Source organism: Stenotrophomonas sp. YJH_SMC_101-4 (assembly GCF_059370395.1).
Map to the genome: position 1 here is coordinate 847,836 of NZ_JCAFTP010000002.1, position 19,391 is coordinate 867,226.

The following is a 19,391-nucleotide window of genomic DNA, read 5'->3' on the forward strand; positions in this document are numbered from 1 at the left end:
ACAGTGGCTGCACGGTCGGCACCCCGCCGGCCGCTGCCGGAGATCCGTACATGAGCACGACACCGACCATCCTCCTCGTCCATGGATTCTGGGGCGGGGCCGCACACTGGGCCAAGGTGATCCTGGAACTGCATCGCAACGGCCACGACCGGGTGCAGGCGGTGGAATTGCCGCTCACGTCGCTGGCCGACGACGCAGGACGCACCCAGAAAATGATCCGGCAGATCGACGGTCCGGTGCTGCTGGTCGGCCACTCCTACGGCGGTGCGGTGATCAGCCATGCCGGTAACGAGCCCAACGTGAAGGGCCTGGTCTACATCGCTGCCTTCGCGCCTGATGCCGGCGAGAGCCCGGGTGGCATCACCCAGCAGCACCTGCCGGAGGCGGCGCCGAATCTGGCACCGGACAGCGATGGCTACCTCTGGCTGCGTGCGGACAAGTTCCATGAGAGCTTCTGCCAGGACCTGAGTGCCGACGAGGGCCGGGTGATGGCGGTGACCCAGAAGGCGCCGCTGGCCAGCACTTTCGGCGACACGGTCAGCGATCCGGCGTGGAAGCACCGGCCGAGCTGGTACCAGCTGTCCCGCCACGACCGCATGATCGCGCCGGAAAACCAGAAAGCCATGGCCGCAAGAATGCAGCCCAAGCGCCTGCTGGAGCTTGATGCCAGCCATGCCTCACTGGCCTCGCAGCCGAAGGAAGTGACCGCGCTGATCCTGGAGGCCTGCGCCGCCATCGGCGCCTGATCCCGCACCAGCACACCGCACGACAGCCGGGGCGCAGGGGAGTACACTCCTGCGCCTGCGGCCATTCGGCCGCGTCCCTCTCTTCCCTCCAGCCGCCGCCAGAGGATCCCACCCTATCGTGGAGGTCCCGCCGTGCTGTCTGTGCCTGTCCGTTTTCCGCGCTTGTTTCCGCGTCGCCTGCCGCTGCCGCATGCACTGGCTCAAGGCCTGCTACTGCTTGCACTGAGCAGCGGCACCGCTGCTGCCCAGTCCACCCAGGACGAGGACAAGGCCAAACCGGCACCCGCCTCGCAGACCCTGCAGACCGTGCAGGTCACCGCCAACCTGCTCGGTACCATCACCGAGGGCAGCGGCGCCTACACGCCCGGCACCATCGCCACCGCCACCCGCCTGGTGCTGACGCCGCGACAGACGCCACAGACCATCAGCGTGATCACCCGCGCACAGATGGATGACTTCGGCCTGCACGGCATCGATGACGTGATGCGGGTGACCCCCGGCATCAGCATTGTCACCTACGACAGCGAGCGCACCGAGTACTACGCGCGTGGCTTCGCGGTGCAGAACTTCCAGTACGACGGTATTCCGATGTCGCGTGACTCGGCCTACTCGGCGGGCAACACGCTCAGCGATACTGCGATCTATGACCGCATCGAAGTGCTCAAGGGCGCCACCGGCCTGCTGACCGGCATGGGTGATCCGGGCGCGACCATCAACCTGGTGCGCAAGAAGCCGGGCGAGGACTTCGCCGGCAGTGCCTCACTGGGTGTCGGCCGCTGGTATGACTACCGCGCCGAGCTCGATGTCGGTGGTCCGCTGACTGCCGATGGCCGCGTGCGTGGCCGAGCAGTGGGGGCCTGGGAAGACAAGCACTCCAACCTGGACAACTACCAGCGCACCAGCAAGGTCGGCTATGCCGTGCTGGAAGCCGATCTGGGCGAACGCACGCTGCTGTCGGTCGGTGGCGACGTGATGGACAGCGACCCGAAGGGCTCGACATGGGGCGGCATTCCGCTGCTGGACAGCGCCGGCAACTTCAACCGCATGCCGCGCTCGTTCAACAATGGTGCGCAATGGGCCGGCTGGCGCCAGTACGTGCGTACCGGTTTCGCTACGTTGGAGCACACGTTCGCCAACGATTGGATCGCCAAGCTGCAGCTCAACCACCAGGTCAACGGCTATGACGCCGCACTGGCCGGTGCCGCCGCCGGCAATCCCGATCCGTTGACTGGCGAGGGCGTCAGCCTGTGGCTCGGCAAGTACGTCGGCAAGACCGTCAGCAATGCCGCCGACTTCTATCTGAGCGGGCATTTCGGCCTGTTCGGCCGCGAGCATGAGCTGGTGGTCGGTGGCAGTGCCTCGCGCAAGCGCTGGACCAATACCGGCTACGGCCCGCAGGCGGGGTTCCCGGATACGGTGCCGGACTACCGCAGCTGGAATGGCGACATTGCCGAGCCGCAATGGCAGCGCAGCTACGAGAACAATGAAGTGACCCGCGAAAACGGCCTGTACGTGGTCGGCCGCTTCGACGTGGCCGATCCGTTGAAGCTGATCGTCGGCAGCCGTCTGGCCAGCTACCGTTCGCCGGACACGCGCGAGACCGGCGTCTATGTGCCATATGCCGGCGTGGTCTACGACCTCGGCGAGCACTATTCGGTGTATGCCAGCTACAGCACCATCTTCAAGCCGCACAGCGAGCGCGACGAGCAGGGCAAAGCGCTGGATCCGCTGGAAGGCCGCAGCTACGAGATGGGGCTGAAGGCCGAGTTCTTCGATGGACGCCTCAATGCCAGCGCGGCGCTTTTCCAGCTTGATCAGGACAACTTCGCCCAGCCCACCGGCGGTAAGACGCCGGATGGCCAGGATGCCTACCGCGCGTTGATGGGCGTGCGTACCAAGGGCTATGAGCTTGAAATGTCGGGCCAGCTGGCCGAGGGCTGGCAGGTGCAGGGTGGGTTCTCCCACAAGATCGCCCGCCAGGCAGGGACCAAGGTGACCACGCTGGAACCGGAGAACCAGTTCAGCCTGCACACCAGCTATCGCCTGCGCGGTGACTGGCAGGGGCTCACGCTGGGTGGTGGCGCACGCTGGCAGGATTCGACCTTCGGCGAGATCACCAATCCCGCCACCCAGGCCAAGGTGGTGCATCGCACGCAGCCTTACTGGTTGCTCGATGCGATGGCGCGCTACCAGTTCAACGATCGCCTGTCGGCCACGGTCAACGTCAACAACCTGCTCGACAAGCGGTACTACACGATCTTCAACTGGTACAGCACCTACACCTGGGGCGAGCCGCGCAATGTGCGGCTGACCTTGAACTACAGGTTCTGACGCGGGTTTTGTAGAGCCGAGCCCACGCTCGGCTGGCTGTCAAACCGCAGCCGAGCATGGGCTCGGCTCTACACATACGCCCGCGATGCTTTTCGGCATCGCGGGCGTTGTGGTTACAGCGGCAGGTCGAACACCAGCACTTCAGCGTCGTTGCCGTTTTCCAGCGTCAATTGGGCTTCGTCGCTGACCTGCAGTGCATCGCCGGCTTCCAGGGTGATGCCGTTGACCTGCAGCTGGCCACGCGCCACCTGCACATAGGCGCCACGGCCGTTGCCAAGCGCATGGTGCAGCTTCTGGCCGCCGTCGAGGATGGTGGCGAAGATGCGGGCATCCTGGTGGATGCGCAGCGAACCGTCGGCACCGTCCGGCGAGGCGATCAGGCGCAGCTGGCCGCGCTTGGTCTCCGGTGCGAAGTGGGTCTCCTCGTAGGACGGCGTGATGTTCTCGGTATCCGGGAAGATCCAGATCTGCAGGAAATGCACGGTCTCGTCGGCCGAGTGGTTGAACTCGCTGTGGCTGACGCCGCTGCCGGCGCTCATGCGCTGCACGTCGCCGTAGCGCAGCACCGAACCGGTGCCCATCGAGTCCTTGTGCTCCAGCGCGCCACCCAGCACGTAGGAAATGATTTCCATGTTGCTGTGGCTGTGGGTGCCGAAGCCCTGGCCGCCGATCACCTTGTCTTCGTTGATCACCCGCAGCGGGCCGAAGCTGACGTAGCGAGGGTCGTAGTAGTTGGCGAAGGAGAAGGTATGGCGCGAGGACAGCCAGCCATGCTCGGCCAGGCCACGGGTAGCGCTCTTGCGGATCTGCAGCATGATGGAATCTCCTTGTTCGATGGTTTCGATGGGGCGGGGTGGGCCGGTAGCCGCTGTGTTTCCCCGTTGAAGAGAAGTATCCGCTTGCGCCCGGGGTTTGAAAAACGGATAGTTTTGACAGCCATCATCGAAAAATTCGAATGCTCAAGCTCAGCCTCGATGCCCTGCAGATCCTGGATGCCATCGACCGTCGCGGCTCCTTTGCCGGCGCCGGCAAGGCCCTGCACAAGGTGCCCTCGACCATCTCCTACACCGTGGCCAAGCTGGAGGAGGACCTGGGCGTGCAGCTGTTCGACCGGGTTGGCCCGCGCGCCGAGCCGACCGACGCCGGCCGCGCGCTGCTGGACGAGGGGCGGCACCTGCTGCGCGCCGCCCGCGAGCTGGAACTGCGGGTACGCAGGGTGGCGTCGGGCTGGGAGACCGAACTGACCCTGGCGGTGGACTCGGTGTTCCCGACCTGGCTGCTCGGCCCGGACATCGCCGCGTTTCGTGAGGCCGAGGCACCGACCCGGCTGCGATTGATCGGCGAGGCCCTGTCCGGCACCTGGGAGGCCCTGCTGGACCGCCGTGCCGACCTGCTGGTCGGTGCACCGGGCGAGGGCCCCAGTGGCGGTGGTTACGTGGTCGAGCCGCTGGGCACGGTGGAGTTTGTGTTCGCGGTCGCACCCGAACATCCATTGGCTGCAGTACCGGGCGTGCTCGGGCGCGAGCAGCTGGTCGAGCACTGCGCGATCGCCGTCTCCGATTCGGCGCGCCGGCTGTTGCCACGCACGGTCGGCCTGTTGATGGGGCAGGAGATGCTGACGGTGCCTGACATGGCCAGCAAGCTGAAACTGCAGTGCGAAGGCGTGGGCTTCGGTTTCCTGCCCGAGCCGTGCGCGCGCGCCGCGGTCGCGCGCGGCCAGCTGGTGATCCGTGAGGTGGAGGAGCACAAGCCGGAAGAAACCTTCTGGCTGGCCTGGCGCACCGGCGAGGACGGCGCCGCGTTGCGCTGGTGGCGCGAGCGCCTGCGCAGGCCGGAGCTGCTGTCGCAGTGGTGGCAGGCAATGGCCAGGGGGTAGGGGTTTGGCAGGGCTGCGCCCTGCACCCGCCGAAGCAACAGCTATGGCCGAAGCAAAAGCAACAGCAACAGTTGGTTTCCTGAGGGATGGCGGGGTGGGTCCGGTTGCGGGAGACGCCGTAAACCCGTCCATGGGGGCTTGGCCGCGGCATCCATGCCGCGGACACTCCCGCAACCGGACCCACCCCGCCTTCGACAGAGTCCCGCTGCTGTTGGTAGGTGTCGACCTTGGTCGACACGGTAGATCCACGCCATGCGTGGATGCTCTTCGATCAATTATCGAAATACTCGAACTCGATGGAGATTCATCCACGCATGGCGTGGATCCATCAGATCGCGGAAATCTGTCAGAGGTGGGGCGGCATGGGCAGGCAGGACCGTTGGCGGCATGGATGCCGCCATCGAGCCCCCATGGATGGGTTTACGGCGTGTCCTGCCTGTCCATGTCGCCCCGCCAAACCACGGAATGCCAGCTTTTGCTGTTGCCTTGGCTTGAAGCCTCTGCAGGTGCAGGGTGCAACCCTGCCGGAAAACACACATAAAAAAACAGCAGGCCGAGGCCTGCTGTTTCGGTGTAATGGTGCGCCCGGAGAGATTCGAACTCCCGACCGCCTGGTTCGTAGCCAGGTACTCTATCCAACTGAGCTACGGGCGCCAATTACATAAACTTGTTGTGTTGACTGTGTATGGTGCGCCCGGAGAGATTCGAACTCCCGACCGCCTGGTTCGTAGCCAGGTACTCTATCCAACTGAGCTACGGGCGCGCGGTACACAATCAAATTTTAAAACATTTCCAGCGGCGGATGCTGAAAACCTGTCGAGTGGTGCGCCCGGAGAGATTCGAACTCCCGACCGCCTGGTTCGTAGCCAGGTACTCTATCCAACTGAGCTACGGGCGCCCTGCGACAGGAGCGGAATTATGCGGATGTCGGCGCGAACCGTCAACAGTTTTGTGAAAATTTTCATCCAACTGAATGAAAAAGCTGTCAGCCACGGCGTCCGGCGCCTTCAGCCACGCGAAATGATCGGCGCGTGTGCCCAGTTCCTGCGCGGACAGCACGCGCAGCTGCGCGTCCACATTCGGCAGCTTCGCCAGCAGCGTCTGCATCGATCCGGTGGGGGCCAACCAGTCGTGCTCCATCAGCACCGCCTGTGCGCTGCCATGCACGCGCGCCATCTGCGCATCGAGGTCTTCGTCCATGCCGGACGCGGCGTAGTGGTTGTTCAGGCCCACGCGCGCCCAGTCGGCAATCAGCCCGCGCGCTTCGGTGCCACCAAAGCCGAGGCGACGGCCATGCAGGACGCCCTGGCGCCGCGCGATCCACGGCAGGAAGCGGTAGACCAGTGGCAGCAGCCAGCCACGCGGTGGCGGGAACCCGCGCCAGAACGGTGAGCCACTGGCGACCAGCCATAGCCGGTTGAAGTAGTGCGGATTGCGGCCGGCATGCACGCAAGCCAGCTGCCCACCGAGACTGTGTCCACCGATGATCCAGGGCAGGGCGCCGGCGTCGTCATCCGCTGTGGCCAGGACCGCCTGGCTGGTTGGCAGATCCTGTTCGAGTACCTCGCGATAGCCCCAGTCCTGCGTGCGCGACGGGCGCAGTGAACTGCTGCCGTTGCCGCGCCACTCGTGCAGGTAGACCGCCACGCCCTTCGCCGCCAGCGCCAATGCCAGTGGCAGGTAGTGGCGCGCGGCCACGCCCAGTGCCGGCAGCCACAGCAGGCGCGCGACGGGATGTGCAGGCACGCAGGCGATCACTTCGTAGCGATGGCCATCAGCGCACTGCACGGCAAGGACGTCCGGTGTGAGGCTCATGCGTGTGGCGCCGCGCCGAAGTGATCGAGCACCAGCACCTCGCTGCGGCCGGGGGCATAGCCCTGCTGCAGGCCGCGCGCAACGTAGTCGATGCCGGCTTCGCAGGCATTGGCCAGGCTCAGGCCGTTGCACAGCTGCGCGGCGATGGCCGAGGCCAGCGTGCAGCCGGTGCCGTGTGCGTCCAGCGGCAGGCGGGCGTGGATGAATTCTTCGCTGCTGACGCCGTCGAAGTAACGATCGATCACGCGATTGCCCTCATGCAGGTGGCCGCCCTTCAGCAGCACGGCGCCGGCACCGAGGTCGAGCAGGGTGGAGGCAGCCTGTTCGGCGTCATCGCCGTTACCGATCTTCCGGCCGATCAGGAGTTCCGCTTCCGGCGTATTCGGCGTAACCAGCGTCGCCAGCGGCAGCAGGCGCTCACGCATGGCCTTGAGCGCACTTTCCTCCAGCAGGCGCGCGCCGCTGGTGGCGACCATCACCGGGTCCAGAACCACGTGTGGCGGGCGGTGCTTTTCCAGTGCGTCGGCAACGGCATGGATCACCTCGGCGTTGGCCAGCATGCCGAGTTTCACCGCATGGATATCGAAGTCATCGAAGCAGGCTTCGATCTGCGCCTGCAGGAATGCGATCGGTGGCACATGCACGGCGGTGACGCCACGGGTGTTCTGTGCGGTCAGTGCGGCGAACACGGCCAGACCATGCACGCGGTGCGCGGCGAAGGCCTTGAGATCGGCGGGGATGCCAGCGCCGCCACCGGAGTCGGAGCCGGCGATGGTGAGGGCGGAAACGGGGGTGGTCGGGCTCATCCAGCGATTGTGCCGTGGTCCCGCAGGGGAAGGTAGACCCACGCCATGCGTGGATGCGCTTCACCTCAATGCCGCCAGCGCGCCCACTGCTGGTACAGCACATAGCCCAGCCCGGTCAGGCCGGTCAGCAGGGCGGGGGCGAGCAGGGCGTCGTACTGCCAGCGCATGAACAGCCAGGCGCCGATGATGCCGCCGGCGAGGAAGCCGCTGATGATCAGGCCGCTGAGGGTCAGGCGTCGTACCTGCAGCGGCAGCCCACGCAGCAGGTGGCCCAGGCCGATGCCGAGGTCGGTGAACATGCCGCTGAGGTGGGTGGTGCGTACCACCGCGCCACTGAAGGTGGTGGCCATCGCGTTCTGCAGGCCGCAGGCCATGGCGGCGGCCAGTGCGCCCCAGATCTGGTGCTGTTCGAACAGCGGAATGGCCACCAGCAGCAGCGCCGATTCCAGTGCCAGGGCCACGCCGTAGCGACGGCCCAGCTGCAGGGTGCTGTCCTGGATCAACAGGCCGCTGAGCATCGCGCCCAGCGAGAACGCGATCAGCAGTCCCCACAGGTGGCCGACCGCGCGCCAGTCACCCTGGGCCAGCGCCATGCCCAACTGGCTGGTGCTGCCGGTCATGTGGCTGACGGCCTGGTGTTCGAAACCGAGGAAGCCGACGACATTCACCATGCCGGCCACGCACGACAGCGCGACCGCGCCGATCCAGACCCAGGTGGGCAGGCGAATTCCCATCGGCGGGGCCCCTCAGGGCCCGCCGAAGCCGCCGTTGAACTGCAGCTCGCTGAAGGTGTTGCTGGCCGGGTCGAACACCGCGCCCCAGAACTGCGTGCCGCCGTCACAGACGCGGATCGCTTCCCGTGCCGGATTGATGCCGCTGTCGTCGGGCAGGTGGAAGGCGTTGATGTAGATCAGCCGCTTGCCGGCGCTTTCGATGCCGACGTACTGGCGGTCGAAGTCCAGTACCTTCGGTACCTGTGCCTCCAGCGATGACAGCCGCGCTTCCAGCTGGTCGACCTGCTGCCGGCTGGGCGCCCAGTAGCCGCTGACCCGCCCGGCCTCGCGGCCGGGGCTGGGTCGCGAGCAGGTGTCGAGCACCTGCGCGGCGATGATCGGGCGGGTGACCACCCAGGACTGGCCAGTACGTTCGGCGGTCGGCACGCTGGCCGGGCCGCGCGTGGTGGTGCAGGCGCCGAGCACGGCTGCGAGCGTGATCGCAGCCGCGGGCAGCAGCAGGCGGGTGCCGCGGTTCACAACACCTCCGAAGCGTAATCGGCCAGGCGCGAACGCTCGCCACGGCGCAAGGTGATGTGTGCACTATGCGGCCAGTTCTTGAAGCGATCCACCGCGTAGGTCAGGCCCGAAGTGGTTTCGGTCAGGTACGGGGTGTCGATCTGCTCGACGTTGCCCAGACAGACGATCTTGGTGCCGGGGCCGGCACGGGTGATCAGCGTCTTCATCTGCTTCGGGGTGAGGTTCTGCGCCTCGTCCAGGATCAGGTAGCGCGACAGGAAGGTGCGGCCGCGCATGAAGTTCATCGAGCGGATCTTGATGCGGCTGGCCAGCAGGTCGTTGGTGGCCTGGCGGCCCCAGGTGCCGCCTTCCTGGTTGTGCGTGAGCACTTCCAGGTTGTCGGTCAGCGCGCCCATCCACGGCGTCATCTTTTCTTCTTCGGTGCCGGGCAGGAAGCCGATGTCCTCGCCGACGCTGACCGTGGCGCGGGTCATGATGATCTCGCGGTAGCGCTGCTGGTCCATCGTCTGCGCCAGGCCGGCAGCCAGCGCCAGCAGGGTCTTGCCGGTGCCGGCGGTGCCCAGCAGCGTGACGAAGTCGATCTCCGGGTCCATCAGTGCATTGAGCGCGAAGTTCTGCTCACGGTTGCGTGCGCTGATGCCCCATACGGCGTGACTGCCGTGGCGGAAATCATCCACCAGCGACAGCACCACCTTGCCGTCGCCGACCACGCGGCTGACACGCAGTTCGACCTCGTCTTCGCCGGGCAGATAGACGTACTGGTTCGGGTACCACTCCTCGCCATCCTGCGCGAGGATTTCGTAATGCGTGCGGCCCTTGTCGCTCCAGCTGCGCAGGTCGTCGCCGTGGCGCTTCCAGAAGTCTTCCGGCAGCTCGGTGGCGCCGGTGTAAAGCAGGCTGAAATCGTCCAGCGCGCGGTCGTTCTCGTAGTCCTCGGACACGATGCCGGCGATGGCGGCCTTGATCCGCAGGTTGATGTCCTTGGAAACGAACACCACCGGCAGATCCGGCGTCTCTTCCTTCAGGGCCAGGATCGCGCCGAGGATGGCATTGTCGGGAATGACCTTGCCAAAGCTCTTGCCCGCGTCGAAATGACTGGTCTGGAAGCGCAGCTTGCCGGCGCTCTGCTTGCCGCGCAGCTGCAGGCCGTTGGGGCGCTGCAGCGGAATGCCGTCGGCCAGGTTGTCCAGGCCGGATTCCTGCACCAGCTCGTTGAGGAAGCGGCTCACCTGGCGGGCATTGCGGCTTGCCTCGGAGGTGCCCTTCTTGCCGTTGTCCAGCTCTTCGATCACCTGCATGGGCAGGTAGACGTCGTGCTCCTCGAATTTGAACAGCGCGGTGGGATCGTGCATCAGCACGTTGGTATCCAGCACGTAGATGCGCTTGCCTCGGGTCATCGTCGATTCCTGGTTACGGACAGGGAAAAACCACCACGGCCTGCTGCGGGGCAGGGTGATGGCAGACACAGTAGGCAGTGGGACTCACTTGGACTGGGAGGCCTCCAGTTCGGCGAGAACGGCATCGGCATGGCCGGCAACCTTGACCTTGCGCCAGGACTGCACGATGCGGCTGTCGGGGGAAATCAGGAAGGTGCTGCGTTCGATGCCACGTACCTGCTTGCCGTACATGTTCTTCATCTTGATCACGTCGAAGGCGCTGCACAGCGCTTCGTCGCCATCGCTGACCAGCGGAAAGTTGAAGCCCTGCTTGGCACAGAAGTTGTCGTGCGACTTCACCGAGTCGCGCGAGACACCGAGTACCACCGCGCCTGCCTTCCTGAACTTCGGCAGCAGCGCGTTGAAGTCGATGCCTTCGGTGGTGCAGCCGGGGGTGCTGTCCTTGGGATAGAAGTACAGCACCAGCCAGTGGCCGGCGTAGTCGCCGAGAGTGGCCTGTTCGCCACCGGACAGCGCCAGCGGCAGGGAGAGGGTGGTGCTGTCCAGGGTATCGCCGTTGTTCATGAGGTCCTTCTGTCGAGCCTGGGTTCTTTCTACGACAATTGCATGAAACGCCACGCGCCCGTGAGAGGCGCGCGAAAAATCCGCACTTCCGATCAGAATTTCATCGGGTCCATGATCGCGTCCAGGTTCAGGTGGTCGCAGAACTCGAGGAAATCGTCGCGCAGCGCGGCGATGTGCATGTTGGCCGGCACGCCGATGGTGACCTGCGCGCTGAACATTTCCGCACCGGTCTGCATGGCGCGGTAGCGCGTGCTCTGCAGGTTCTCGATGGTTATGCCCTGGCGGTCGAAGAAATCGGCCAGCTGGAACAGGATGCCCGGCTTGTCGGCGGCGATCACCTCGACGATGTACGGCAGCAGGTTGGACTGCGCCTGCTTGGCGGCGGTGCGGTACCAGACCAGCTTCAGGCCTTCCTCGCGCTCGAGCCGGGTCAGCATCGCTTCCAGCTTGGCCACCGAGTCCCACGAGCCGGTGGCCAGGGCGGTGACCGAGACATCGCGGCCGACCGTGGCCAGGCGTGCGTCCACCAGATTGCAGCCGCTGTCGGCGATGCGGCGGGTGACGGACAGCAGGGGGGACTCCGGATGCGTCGTATAGGCGTTGATCAGGAGGTGGTTTTCGCTCGGCGCGGGGCGCGGGGTGGTGTCGGTCAAGGCGATTCCGGGTAATGCATGCGTTAGTCTGAATGCCCGCCAGAGGCGGGGATCCACCAGTGTCCAGCATACTTGCCCGTGCTTTCGCGCCGCAAGTAACATTCAAGTCGCCCCCGGCCTTTCATGGCGGGCGTTTTCCCTTCCCAGCCAAGAGCAGCACGTCCTTGTCCCTTTCCGGCCTCATCACCGCGCTGGCGACCCCGTTCCGGGCCGACGGCGCCCTCGATCCCGACGGTTGGCAGCGCCTGCTGCACCTGCAACTGGAAGGTGGCGTCCATGGCGTTGTCGTAGCCGGCTCGACCGGTGAAGCGGCAACCCTCACCGATGCCGAGTACGACCTGCTGCTGGCCAGCGCGGTCGAGCGCATCGGCGGCCGCATCCCGGTCATGGCCGGTACCGGCCTTTCGGGCACCGCCAAGACCATCGAACAGACCCGCCGTGCCGCCGCGCTCGGCGCCAGCCATGCGCTGGTGGTCACCCCGCCTTACGTGCGGCCGACCCAGGCCGGCCTGATCGCGCACTACCGCGCGGTGGCCGACCAGGGCGGGCTGCCGGTCGTGCTGTACAACGTGCCCGGCCGTACCGGCTGCGACATGCAGCCGGAGACCGTGGCCGAGCTGGCCAGCCATCCCAATATCGTTGGCATCAAGGAAGCGGTGGGTGACACCGGCCGGGTGCAGGCGCTGCTGGCCCTGCGCAGCCCGAAGTTCGCGGTGCTCAGTGGCGACGACGGTACCGCCGCGCGTTCGATCCGGGCCGGCATCGATGGCCTGATCTCGGTCGGTTCCAACGTTCTGCCGGGCGCCTATCGCCGGATGTGCGAGCTGGCCGCCGCGCACGACCACGAAGCTACCGAGTCCTGGGATGCGCGCCTGCAGCCGTTCCATGATTTCTGTGGCGTCGAACCCAACCCGATCCCGGTCAAGGCGCTGCTGCGCCGCATCGGCATCGGTCACGACCTGCGCCTGCCGCTGCTGCCGCTGTCGGCAGCGCATCATCCGGCCGCCGACCATCTTGCCGGCGACATCGCCGCCCTCGAAGCCCTTTCCAGCCACTGACCTTCCGTCTTGGTCTGACCCAGGAGATTCACATGCGTCAATCCGTTTCCACCGTCCGCGTGTTGTCCTACGCCCTGCTTGCCGTGGCTGTCGCCGCCGGTACCACCGGCTGCTTCAAGCGTGGCGTCAAGGGCGACTACGCCCTGGCCCCGGAAATGCGTCCGCTGGAAGTGCCGCCGGACCTGAACCTGCCGACCACCACCGGTGACAACAAGGTGCCGACGCTGGCATCGGCGACCAAGCCGGCCGCGCCTGCGGCTGCGGCCCCGGCCGTGGGCAACACCGGTTTCACCATCGCCGGTGGCAAGGACGAGGCTTTCGCCAAGGTCGGCACCGCGCTGGAAGGCGTGGAAGGTGTGACCATTGCCAGCCGCGCGCAGCTGCTGGGCTCGTATGACGTGGCCTACGAAGGCAGCAACTTCCTGGTCCGCGTGGTCGCCGTCGATGCTGGCGCCTACATCTCCGCGGTCGACCCGCGTGGCCTGCCGGCCACCGCCGAAGCGCCGGTGAAGCTGATCGCTGCGCTGAAGGCGAAGCTGGCGCAGTAAGGGCTGGTCGGGTGGGGGCGGGCCTTGGTCCGCACCCGCTCTGGTGGAGGCCGACCTTGGTCGGCGCTTCTGTGCCAACCAAGGTTGGCACCTACCGGATCGCAAGGTTGGCATACCGGATCTTGCGGTTGGCGTTTAGCGGAAAACAGAAAAGGGCGCCCGTGGGCGCCCTTTTCGTTGCCGCCGTGGGCGCTTCTCAGCGCTCCAGCAGCTTCAGCTTGTCCGGCTTGCCGTCCCATTCGCCGGCGTCGGCGGGCGGGTCCTTGCGCACGGTCAGCACCGGCCACTCCTTCGCCAGTTCGGCGTTGAGGGCCACGAAACTTTCCTGGCCGGCAGGAACATCGTCCTCCGGGAAGATCGCGTTGACCGGGCATTCCGGTTCGCAGAGGGTGCAGTCGATGCACTCATCCGGGTCGATCACCAGGAAGTTCGGGCCTTCGTGGAAGCAATCCACGGGGCACACTTCCACGCAATCGGTGTGTTTGCACTTGATGCAGTTTTCGGTGACGACAAAGGGCATGGGCTGGGGGTGGATCGATTCCTGAACCCGCCAATTCTAGAACAGGTTGGCCCCCGGTGTCGGCGCGGGGCGGAAATCGGGCGTCTGGCAGGCGCGGCCGTGGCGTCATTGGCGGCAGGGGGAGGCCTGTGCGACGCTGCGGGTCAGCCGGCTGCGTCGGATGGCCGGCCCCCTTCCCAGCAGGATCGTCCATGTCCCCAGCCCAGCCCAACATCGCCTCCCATGGCGGTGAGAACACTGCATTCATCGTCCTGATCAGCTGCGTGGCCACCCTGGGTGGATTCCTGTTCGGCTTCGACAGTGGTGTCATCAATGGCACGGTCGATGGCCTGCGCCAGGCCTTCAACTCCAGCGAGGCGGCGCTCGGTTTCGAAGTCGCCTCGATGCTGCTCGGCTGCGCAATCGGTGCCTTCCTGGCCGGCTGGCTGGGAGATCGCCTGGGCCGTCGTGGCGTGCTGATCGCCTCGGCGCTGATGTTCCTGGTTTCGGCGCTGGGTGCCGGTGCCGCACACGCCTCCTGGTTGTTCATTGCCGCACGGGTGCTCGGCGGCTTCGCGGTGGGTGCGGCCAGTGTGATGTCGCCGGCCTACATTGCCGAGGTGGCCTCGGCGCGCTATCGCGGGCGTTTGGCCACGGTGCAGCAGATGGCGATCATCTGCGGCCTGTTCGCCGCCTTCCTCAGCAATTACCTGCTGGCCCGTGCCGCTGGGGCCTCGACCGAGCCGCTGTGGCTGGGCCATGAGGCCTGGCGCTGGATGTTCTGGATGCAGGCACTGCCGTCGGGGCTGTTCCTGCTGTTGTTGCTGGTGATACCGGAAAGCCCGCGCTTCCTGGTCCTGAAGGGGCGTCAGCAGCAGGCGAGGGCGGTACTGTCGCGGCTGTACGGCGAGGCCGCGGCGGCGGCCAAGCAGGCCGAGATCGAAGCCAGCCTGGCCCAGGACCAGCACAAGCCGCGCTTTGCCGACCTGCGCGACACGGTCAGCGGCAAGCTGCGGCCGATTCTGTGGGTGGGCATCGGTCTGGCCATGTTCCAGCAGCTGGTCGGCATCAACGTGGTGTTCTACTACGGCGCGGTGCTGTGGCAGGCGGTGGGCTTCTCGGAAAGCGACGCGCTGCTGATCAATGTGTTGTCCGGCGCGCTGAGCATCGGGGCCTGTCTGCTGACGGTGCTGTTGATCGACCGCATCGGGCGCAAGCCGCTGCTGTGGATCGGCTCGGTCGGCATGTCGGTGGCGCTGGTGCTGATGGTGGTTGCCTTCGCCAGTGGCAGCCTGGCCGATGGTCGCCTGCAGCTGTCCGAGGGCATGGGCCGGCTGGCGCTGGTCGCGGCCAACGTCTACGTGGTGTTCTTCAATATGTCCTGGGGACCGGTGATGTGGGTGATGCTGGGCGAGATGTTCCCCAATCAGATCCGTGGTCCGGCGCTGGCGGTGGCCGGCGCCGCGCAATGGACCTCGAACTTCGCGATCACCGTGACCTTCCCGATGCTGCTGGCCGGCATCGGCCTGGCCGGCGCCTACGGCATCTACGCCGTCGTAGCGATCTTCTCGATTGTCTTCGTGGTCCGCTACGTACGCGAGACCAAAGGCAAGGAGCTGGAGCAGATGGAAGGCTGATGGCGACTGGCTTCGGTTGCATCCCGTCGGCGCCTGCTTGTCCAGAGTGTGAGGGGCCAGGCCGCCCTCTCCAGGACACGCAAAAGCCCATCCATGGTGCTCGATGGCGCCATCCATGGCGCCAACGGTCCTGGAGAGGGCGGCCTGGCCCCTCTTGACAGTTTCATGGTGCGTGCGGATGCGGCGAGGCGCTGGTCAGTTGTTGCCGCAGCTCGTGGGAGACCGTCCAGAGTCGGTGGGGTCACCCAGGGCAGGACCGTTGGCGCCATGGGTCGGGCGCATGCGCCCGACGGGTTGGGCAGGAGCCCAACCCTGGTCTTGCCGAGTGTGCAGGACAGCGCACGCGAGCAAGGCGCCATCGAGCCCCCATGGATGGGTTCACGGCGTGTCCTGCCCTGGGTGACCCCACCGGCTCAAGTCGATAGCAGGGAGGCGCTACTGCGACCAAGCCGATCGATGCCATCACAACCCCGGAAAACAGAAAAGCCCGCACAAGGCGGGCTTTTTCGGTTCCTGCTGCGGCGACTGGCGCTCCCTAGGGGACTCGAACCCCTGTTTTAGCCTTGAGAGGGCCACGTCCTAACCACTAGACGAAGGGAGCGTAACTGTGTCGCTGCCGAGGCAGGAGCGCTAGTATATGCACCTCGATGCCATTGGGCAATCCCGAAACTTCAACCGGAAGCGCCAACATCATTTCCTCTGCTACATCACCGTTCAGCCTGCGCGTCATCCCGCGCGACCAGCACACGATCTCCCGCAAGGACATCAGCCCGAACGCCCTGCGCGTGCTTTATCGCCTGCGCGATGCCGGCTTCGGCGCCTACCTTGTCGGCGGCGCGGTGCGCGACCTGCTGGTCAATGGCCAACCCAAGGATTTCGACGTGGCCACCGATGCCACGCCCGAACAGGTCAAGCAGCTGTTTCGCAACTGCCGCCTGATCGGCCGTAGGTTCCGCCTCGCCCACGTCGTGTTCGGCCGCGAGATCATCGAAGTCGCCACTTTCCGTGCCAACAGCGATGACGGCAGCGGCGACCGCGAGATGGAAAACGGCATGCTCGTGCGCGACAACGTGTACGGCACCATCGAAGACGACGCCATCCGCCGCGACTTCACCTGCAACGCCCTCTACTACGCCATCGAGGACTTCTCGGTGCGTGATTACACCGGCGGCTTCGAAGACGTGCAGGCGCGCCTGATGAAGCTGATCGGCGACCCCGAGCAGCGTTATCGCGAAGACCCGGTGCGCATGCTGCGTGCGGTGCGCCTGGCGGCCAAGCTCGGCTTCCAGATCGAAGAGGGCACCGCCGCGCCGATCCCGCATCTGGCCGGCCTGCTCAACGAAGCCGCGCCGGCACGCCTGTTCGAGGAAGTGCTGAAGCTGTTCCTGTCCGGGCACGGCGTGGCCAGCTTCGAAGGCCTTGAGCGTTACGGCCTGCTCGACGTGCTGTTCCCGGAAAGCGCCAAGGCATTGAAGTCCAACCGCACCGGCGCGCTCCGCCGCATGCTGGTCGAGGGCCTGGCCAACACCGATGCGCGCGTGGCCAACGACGAGCCGGTCTCGCCGGCGTTCCTGTTCGCGCTGCTGCTGTGGCCGGCGTTCTGCCGCGCGCAGGCGACCCTGCTCAAGCAGGGCGTGGCACCGGAGGAGGCACAGCGCCGTGCTGCCGACCGTGTGACCGTGCAGCAGCTGAGCACCATCGCGCTGCCGCGCCGCTTCTCGCTGCCGATGCAGGAGATCTGGCTGCTGCAGTCGCGTTTCGGCTCGCGCCAGCGCAAGCGTGTATTCCGTACCCTGACTCATCCGCGTTTCCGCGCCGCGTTCGACTTCCTCAGCCTGCGTCAGGTGGCCTCGGCCGAGCACGCCGCCGATGTCGAGTTCTGGCGCGAGGCACAGGCGCAGTCCGGCCGCGAGCTGGAATCGTCGCTGGACGTGATGCACAGCGAAGAGGGTGATGACGAGAGCGGGGCACCGCGCAAGCGCCGCCGTCGCCGCCGTCGTCCGGGCGCCCCGGCCGGTGCGGCTGGCGAGTAAACGATGACTCTTGCCTGGATCGGCCTCGGCGCCAACCTTGGCGACGCGGCCGCGACCGTGGGCGCGGCGATTGCCGCGCTCGACGCGCTGCCCGGTACCCGCCTGCGCCAGGCCTCGCGGCTTTATGCCACGCCGGCCTGGGGCAATGAAGACCAGCCGCCGTTCGTCAACGCGGTGGCCTCGGTCGAAACCACATTGCCGGCCGATGAGCTGCTGCAGGCGATGCTTGCGCTGGAGCAGGGTTTTGGCCGCGTGCGCGACCCCGCGATGCACTGGGGCCCGCGCGCGCTGGACCTGGACCTGCTGCTGTACGGCGCGCAGGTACTCGATCAGCCCGGCCTGCAGGTGCCGCATCCTTACCTGCACGAGCGTGCCTTCGTGTTGGTGCCGCTGGCCGAAATCGCGCCGGATCTGGCCATTCCCGGCCATGGCCGCGTGCAGGATGCAGTGATGCGGGTGGATGCCTGCGGGATCGCGCCGATAGGGTGATAATGCCCGGGTTATCTCCCCCGGTTATCAGCACATGAGCACCCACGCAGACAGCAAGCCCTGGACCGTTCCCGCCTTGGCCGAGGCCAAGCGCAATGGCCAGAAGCTGGTCATGTTGACCGCCTACGACGCCGGCTTTGCCCGTACCTTCGATGCCAATGGCGTCGACCTGATCCTGATCGGCGATTCGCTGGGCATGGTCGTGCAGGGCCATGATTCGACCCTGCCGGTGACCGTGGCCGACATGGTCTACCACACCCGCGCCGTAGCCCGTGTGCTGCAGCGTGCGCTGCTGGTGGCCGACCTGCCGTTCGGTGCCGATGCCACCCCGGAACGCGCGCTGGATGCATCGCTGCAGCTGCTGCAGGCCGGTGCCGAGATGGTCAAGATCGAAGGTGCCGGCTTCAAGGTCGACATCATCCGTTACCTGGTCGAGCGTGAGATTCCGGTCTGCGCTCACCTGGGCCTGACCCCGCAGTCGGTGCTGCGCCTGGGCGGCTTCAAGATCCAGGGCCGTGGCGATGCCGCGCGCCAGCTGGTGGAAGATGCCAGGGCCGTGGCCGCTGCCGGCGCCAGCATCATGGTGCTCGAATGCGTGCCGACCCCGGTCGCCGCCGAAGTGACCGCGGCGGTGGATGTTCCGACCATCGGCATCGGTGCCGGCCCGCAGTGCGACGGCCAGGTGCTGGTGCTGCACGATTTCCTCGGCCTGGACAGTGGCCATCGCCGTCCCAAGTTCGTCAAGGATTTCCTTGCCGAAGGCGGTTCGGTGGCCGGTGCCACCCGCGCCTATGCCGACGCCGTGCGCGACGGCAGCTTCCCCGACGAACAGCACGCCTACGCCCAATGATCCAGACCTTCAACGAGCTCGGCGCGCTGCGCGAGCAGATCGCCCAGTGGAAGCGCGAGGGCCTGCGCGTGGCGCTGGTGCCGACCATGGGCAACCTGCATGGTGGCCACCATTCGCTGGTGACCCTGGCCCGCCAGTACGCCGACAAGGTGGTGACGAGTATCTTCGTCAACCCGACCCAGTTCGGGCCGAACGAGGACTTCAGCCGCTACCCGCGCACGCCCGAGGCTGACGTGGCCGGGCTGGAGCAGGCCGGCTGCGATGCGGTGTGGCTGCCCAGCGTCGAGGCGATGTATCCGCTGGGCGTGGACAAGACCACGCAGATGCACGCGCCGGGTGTCAGTGAAGTGCTGGAAGGCGCCAGCCGCCCGGGCCACTTCGACGGCGTGTGCACGGTGGTGGCGCGCCTGTTCCTGCAGGTGCAGCCGGATGTGGCCGTGTTCGGCCGCAAGGATTACCAGCAGCTGGCCGTGATCAGGCAGATGGTGGCCGAGCTGTCGTTCCCGATCCAGATCGTCGGTGCCGAGATCGTGCGCGACGAGGATGGCCTGGCCAAGAGTTCGCGCAACCAGTACCTCAACGCCGAACAGCGACCGGTTGCGACGACCATTCACCGCACGCTGCTGGGCATGCGCGAAGGCTACGTGGCCGGGCACACGCGGGTGCAGATCGAGGCCGACGCCACGGCGGCGCTGCAGGCGGCCGGTTTCCAGGTCGACTACGCCGTGCTGCGCACGCCCGAGCTGGCCGAGCCGACCTTCGACGGCGGTGGCCGCGTGGCGCTGATCGCCGCGCGCCTGGGCACGACGCGCCTGATCGACAACCTGGAGTTCTGA

General features: G+C 66.3%; 19 protein-coding genes and 4 tRNA genes. 10 read left to right on the plus strand and 13 right to left on the minus strand.

Annotation, left to right across the window (positions count from 1 at the left end):
* Positions 1–50: 50 nt before the first annotated feature.
* On the plus strand, positions 51–746 hold the full coding sequence (locus AC5P8D_RS10200) for an alpha/beta fold hydrolase (RefSeq protein ID WP_099559268.1): 696 nt from the start codon (positions 51–53) through the stop codon (positions 744–746).
* A gap of 132 nt (positions 747–878) precedes the next feature.
* Complete coding sequence (locus AC5P8D_RS10205; RefSeq protein WP_495203290.1) at positions 879–3,077, plus strand: TonB-dependent siderophore receptor; 2,199 nt, start codon at positions 879–881, stop codon at positions 3,075–3,077.
* Between the two features lie 113 nt (positions 3,078–3,190).
* Here the strand turns inward: AC5P8D_RS10205 and AC5P8D_RS10210 are convergent, their stop codons facing one another.
* The gene (locus AC5P8D_RS10210) at positions 3,191–3,892 is read right to left on the minus strand and encodes a pirin family protein (protein ID WP_049434728.1); all 702 of its coding nucleotides are present in this window, start codon (positions 3,890–3,892) and stop codon (positions 3,191–3,193) included.
* Between the two features lie 140 nt (positions 3,893–4,032).
* On the opposite strand from AC5P8D_RS10210, the gene AC5P8D_RS10215 reads away from it, so the two are divergent.
* Positions 4,033–4,953: a LysR family transcriptional regulator gene (locus AC5P8D_RS10215; protein ID WP_043402395.1), complete on the plus strand. Its 921-nt coding sequence runs from the start codon at positions 4,033–4,035 to the stop codon at positions 4,951–4,953.
* A 577-nt stretch (positions 4,954–5,530) separates the two neighbouring features.
* Here AC5P8D_RS10215 and AC5P8D_RS10220 read toward each other — a convergent pair.
* The 10 genes from AC5P8D_RS10220 to AC5P8D_RS10265 all read right to left on the minus strand — a co-directional run bounded on the left by AC5P8D_RS10220 (position 5,531) and on the right by AC5P8D_RS10265 (position 11,441).
* Positions 5,531–5,607, minus strand: a tRNA-Arg gene (locus AC5P8D_RS10220).
* 32 nt (positions 5,608–5,639) lie between these two features.
* Positions 5,640–5,716 (minus strand) — tRNA-Arg (locus tag AC5P8D_RS10225).
* Positions 5,717–5,774: 58 nt separating this feature from the next.
* Positions 5,775–5,851 (minus strand) — tRNA-Arg (locus AC5P8D_RS10230).
* Positions 5,842–6,768 carry an alpha/beta hydrolase family protein gene (locus AC5P8D_RS10235; protein WP_099559270.1) on the minus strand — a complete coding sequence of 309 codons (927 nt, stop codon included), beginning with the start codon at positions 6,766–6,768 and terminating at the stop codon, positions 5,842–5,844. Before AC5P8D_RS10235 ends, AC5P8D_RS10230 begins: the two co-directional genes overlap by 10 nt.
* The gene (gene thiD / locus AC5P8D_RS10240) at positions 6,765–7,574 is read right to left on the minus strand and encodes a bifunctional hydroxymethylpyrimidine kinase/phosphomethylpyrimidine kinase (protein ID WP_019338316.1); all 810 of its coding nucleotides are present in this window, start codon (positions 7,572–7,574) and stop codon (positions 6,765–6,767) included. The genes AC5P8D_RS10235 and thiD overlap by 4 nt, the downstream gene beginning before the upstream one ends.
* Before the next feature lie 65 nt (positions 7,575–7,639).
* Complete coding sequence (locus AC5P8D_RS10245; protein WP_010484284.1) at positions 7,640–8,308, minus strand: YoaK family protein; 669 nt, start codon at positions 8,306–8,308, stop codon at positions 7,640–7,642.
* A gap of 12 nt (positions 8,309–8,320) precedes the next feature.
* Positions 8,321–8,827: a hypothetical protein gene (locus AC5P8D_RS10250; protein ID WP_159360013.1), complete on the minus strand. Its 507-nt coding sequence runs from the start codon at positions 8,825–8,827 to the stop codon at positions 8,321–8,323.
* The gene (locus AC5P8D_RS10255; protein WP_010484287.1) at positions 8,824–10,224 is read right to left on the minus strand and encodes a PhoH family protein; all 1,401 of its coding nucleotides are present in this window, start codon (positions 10,222–10,224) and stop codon (positions 8,824–8,826) included. The genes AC5P8D_RS10250 and AC5P8D_RS10255 overlap by 4 nt, the downstream gene beginning before the upstream one ends.
* Positions 10,225–10,308: 84 nt before the next feature.
* On the minus strand, positions 10,309–10,788 hold the full coding sequence (locus tag AC5P8D_RS10260; protein ID WP_495203291.1) for a peroxiredoxin: 480 nt from the start codon (positions 10,786–10,788) through the stop codon (positions 10,309–10,311).
* Between the two features lie 92 nt (positions 10,789–10,880).
* Positions 10,881–11,441 carry a glycine cleavage system transcriptional repressor gene (locus AC5P8D_RS10265; protein ID WP_005409051.1) on the minus strand — a complete coding sequence of 187 codons (561 nt, stop codon included), beginning with the start codon at positions 11,439–11,441 and terminating at the stop codon, positions 10,881–10,883.
* A 164-nt stretch (positions 11,442–11,605) separates the two neighbouring features.
* Here AC5P8D_RS10265 and dapA point away from each other — a divergent pair, with 164 nt between their 5' ends.
* Together dapA and AC5P8D_RS10275 are read left to right on the plus strand one after the other, a co-directional pair.
* Positions 11,606–12,499, plus strand: a complete 894-nt coding sequence (dapA, locus tag AC5P8D_RS10270) for a 4-hydroxy-tetrahydrodipicolinate synthase (RefSeq protein WP_043403360.1) — start codon at positions 11,606–11,608, stop codon at positions 12,497–12,499.
* 32 nt (positions 12,500–12,531) lie between these two features.
* Positions 12,532–13,047, plus strand: coding sequence for a hypothetical protein (locus AC5P8D_RS10275; RefSeq protein WP_010484296.1), 516 nt, complete (start codon positions 12,532–12,534; stop codon positions 13,045–13,047).
* A gap of 196 nt (positions 13,048–13,243) precedes the next feature.
* Here the strand turns inward: AC5P8D_RS10275 and fdxA are convergent, their stop codons facing one another.
* Entirely contained in the window at positions 13,244–13,567 is a 324-nt protein-coding gene (gene fdxA / locus AC5P8D_RS10280; protein ID WP_004153066.1) for a ferredoxin FdxA, read from the minus strand.
* Positions 13,568–13,758: 191 nt separating this feature from the next.
* Here fdxA and AC5P8D_RS10285 point away from each other — a divergent pair, with 191 nt between their 5' ends.
* Entirely contained in the window at positions 13,759–15,183 is a 1,425-nt protein-coding gene (locus AC5P8D_RS10285; protein WP_054171462.1) for a sugar porter family MFS transporter, read from the plus strand.
* Positions 15,184–15,709: 526 nt separating this feature from the next.
* Here the strand turns inward: AC5P8D_RS10285 and AC5P8D_RS10290 are convergent.
* Positions 15,710–15,784, minus strand: a tRNA-Glu gene (locus tag AC5P8D_RS10290).
* A 52-nt stretch (positions 15,785–15,836) separates the two neighbouring features.
* Here AC5P8D_RS10290 and pcnB point away from each other — a divergent pair.
* Genes pcnB through panC form a run of 4 tightly spaced genes read left to right on the plus strand, consistent with a single transcriptional unit; the run spans position 15,837 to position 19,391 of the window.
* Positions 15,837–17,216: a polynucleotide adenylyltransferase PcnB gene (gene pcnB, locus AC5P8D_RS10295; protein WP_054171463.1), complete on the plus strand. Its 1,380-nt coding sequence runs from the start codon at positions 15,837–15,839 to the stop codon at positions 17,214–17,216.
* Between the two features lie 3 nt (positions 17,217–17,219).
* The gene (folK, locus tag AC5P8D_RS10300; RefSeq protein WP_054171464.1) at positions 17,220–17,705 is read left to right on the plus strand and encodes a 2-amino-4-hydroxy-6-hydroxymethyldihydropteridine diphosphokinase; all 486 of its coding nucleotides are present in this window, start codon (positions 17,220–17,222) and stop codon (positions 17,703–17,705) included.
* A 34-nt stretch (positions 17,706–17,739) separates the two neighbouring features.
* Complete coding sequence (panB, locus tag AC5P8D_RS10305; RefSeq protein WP_004153072.1) at positions 17,740–18,555, plus strand: 3-methyl-2-oxobutanoate hydroxymethyltransferase; 816 nt, start codon at positions 17,740–17,742, stop codon at positions 18,553–18,555.
* Positions 18,552–19,391, plus strand: coding sequence for a pantoate--beta-alanine ligase (gene panC, locus AC5P8D_RS10310; RefSeq protein ID WP_043402539.1), 840 nt, complete (start codon positions 18,552–18,554; stop codon positions 19,389–19,391). The genes panB and panC overlap by 4 nt, the downstream gene beginning before the upstream one ends.

What these genes read in the sequence shown, in the direction of transcription:
- AC5P8D_RS10255 (WP_010484287.1), bottom strand. Translation starts at nt 10,224, where the DNA reads ATGACCCGAGGCAAGCGCATCTACGTGCTGGATACCAACGTGCTGATG.
- AC5P8D_RS10215 (WP_043402395.1), top strand. Translation starts at nt 4,033, where the DNA reads ATGCTCAAGCTCAGCCTCGATGCCCTGCAGATCCTGGATGCCATCGAC.
- panC (WP_043402539.1), top strand. Translation starts at nt 18,552, where the DNA reads ATGATCCAGACCTTCAACGAGCTCGGCGCGCTGCGCGAGCAGATCGCC.
- AC5P8D_RS10260 (WP_495203291.1), bottom strand. Translation starts at nt 10,788, where the DNA reads ATGAACAACGGCGATACCCTGGACAGCACCACCCTCTCCCTGCCGCTG.
- panB (WP_004153072.1), top strand. Translation starts at nt 17,740, where the DNA reads ATGAGCACCCACGCAGACAGCAAGCCCTGGACCGTTCCCGCCTTGGCC.
- AC5P8D_RS10285 (WP_054171462.1), top strand. Translation starts at nt 13,759, where the DNA reads ATGTCCCCAGCCCAGCCCAACATCGCCTCCCATGGCGGTGAGAACACT.
- AC5P8D_RS10245 (WP_010484284.1), bottom strand. Translation starts at nt 8,308, where the DNA reads ATGGGAATTCGCCTGCCCACCTGGGTCTGGATCGGCGCGGTCGCGCTG.
- AC5P8D_RS10275 (WP_010484296.1), top strand. Translation starts at nt 12,532, where the DNA reads ATGCGTCAATCCGTTTCCACCGTCCGCGTGTTGTCCTACGCCCTGCTT.
- AC5P8D_RS10235 (WP_099559270.1), bottom strand. Translation starts at nt 6,768, where the DNA reads ATGAGCCTCACACCGGACGTCCTTGCCGTGCAGTGCGCTGATGGCCAT.
- fdxA (WP_004153066.1), bottom strand. Translation starts at nt 13,567, where the DNA reads ATGCCCTTTGTCGTCACCGAAAACTGCATCAAGTGCAAACACACCGAT.
- AC5P8D_RS10200 (WP_099559268.1), top strand. Translation starts at nt 51, where the DNA reads ATGAGCACGACACCGACCATCCTCCTCGTCCATGGATTCTGGGGCGGG.
- folK (WP_054171464.1), top strand. Translation starts at nt 17,220, where the DNA reads ATGACTCTTGCCTGGATCGGCCTCGGCGCCAACCTTGGCGACGCGGCC.
- thiD (WP_019338316.1), bottom strand. Translation starts at nt 7,574, where the DNA reads ATGAGCCCGACCACCCCCGTTTCCGCCCTCACCATCGCCGGCTCCGAC.
- AC5P8D_RS10210 (WP_049434728.1), bottom strand. Translation starts at nt 3,892, where the DNA reads ATGCTGCAGATCCGCAAGAGCGCTACCCGTGGCCTGGCCGAGCATGGC.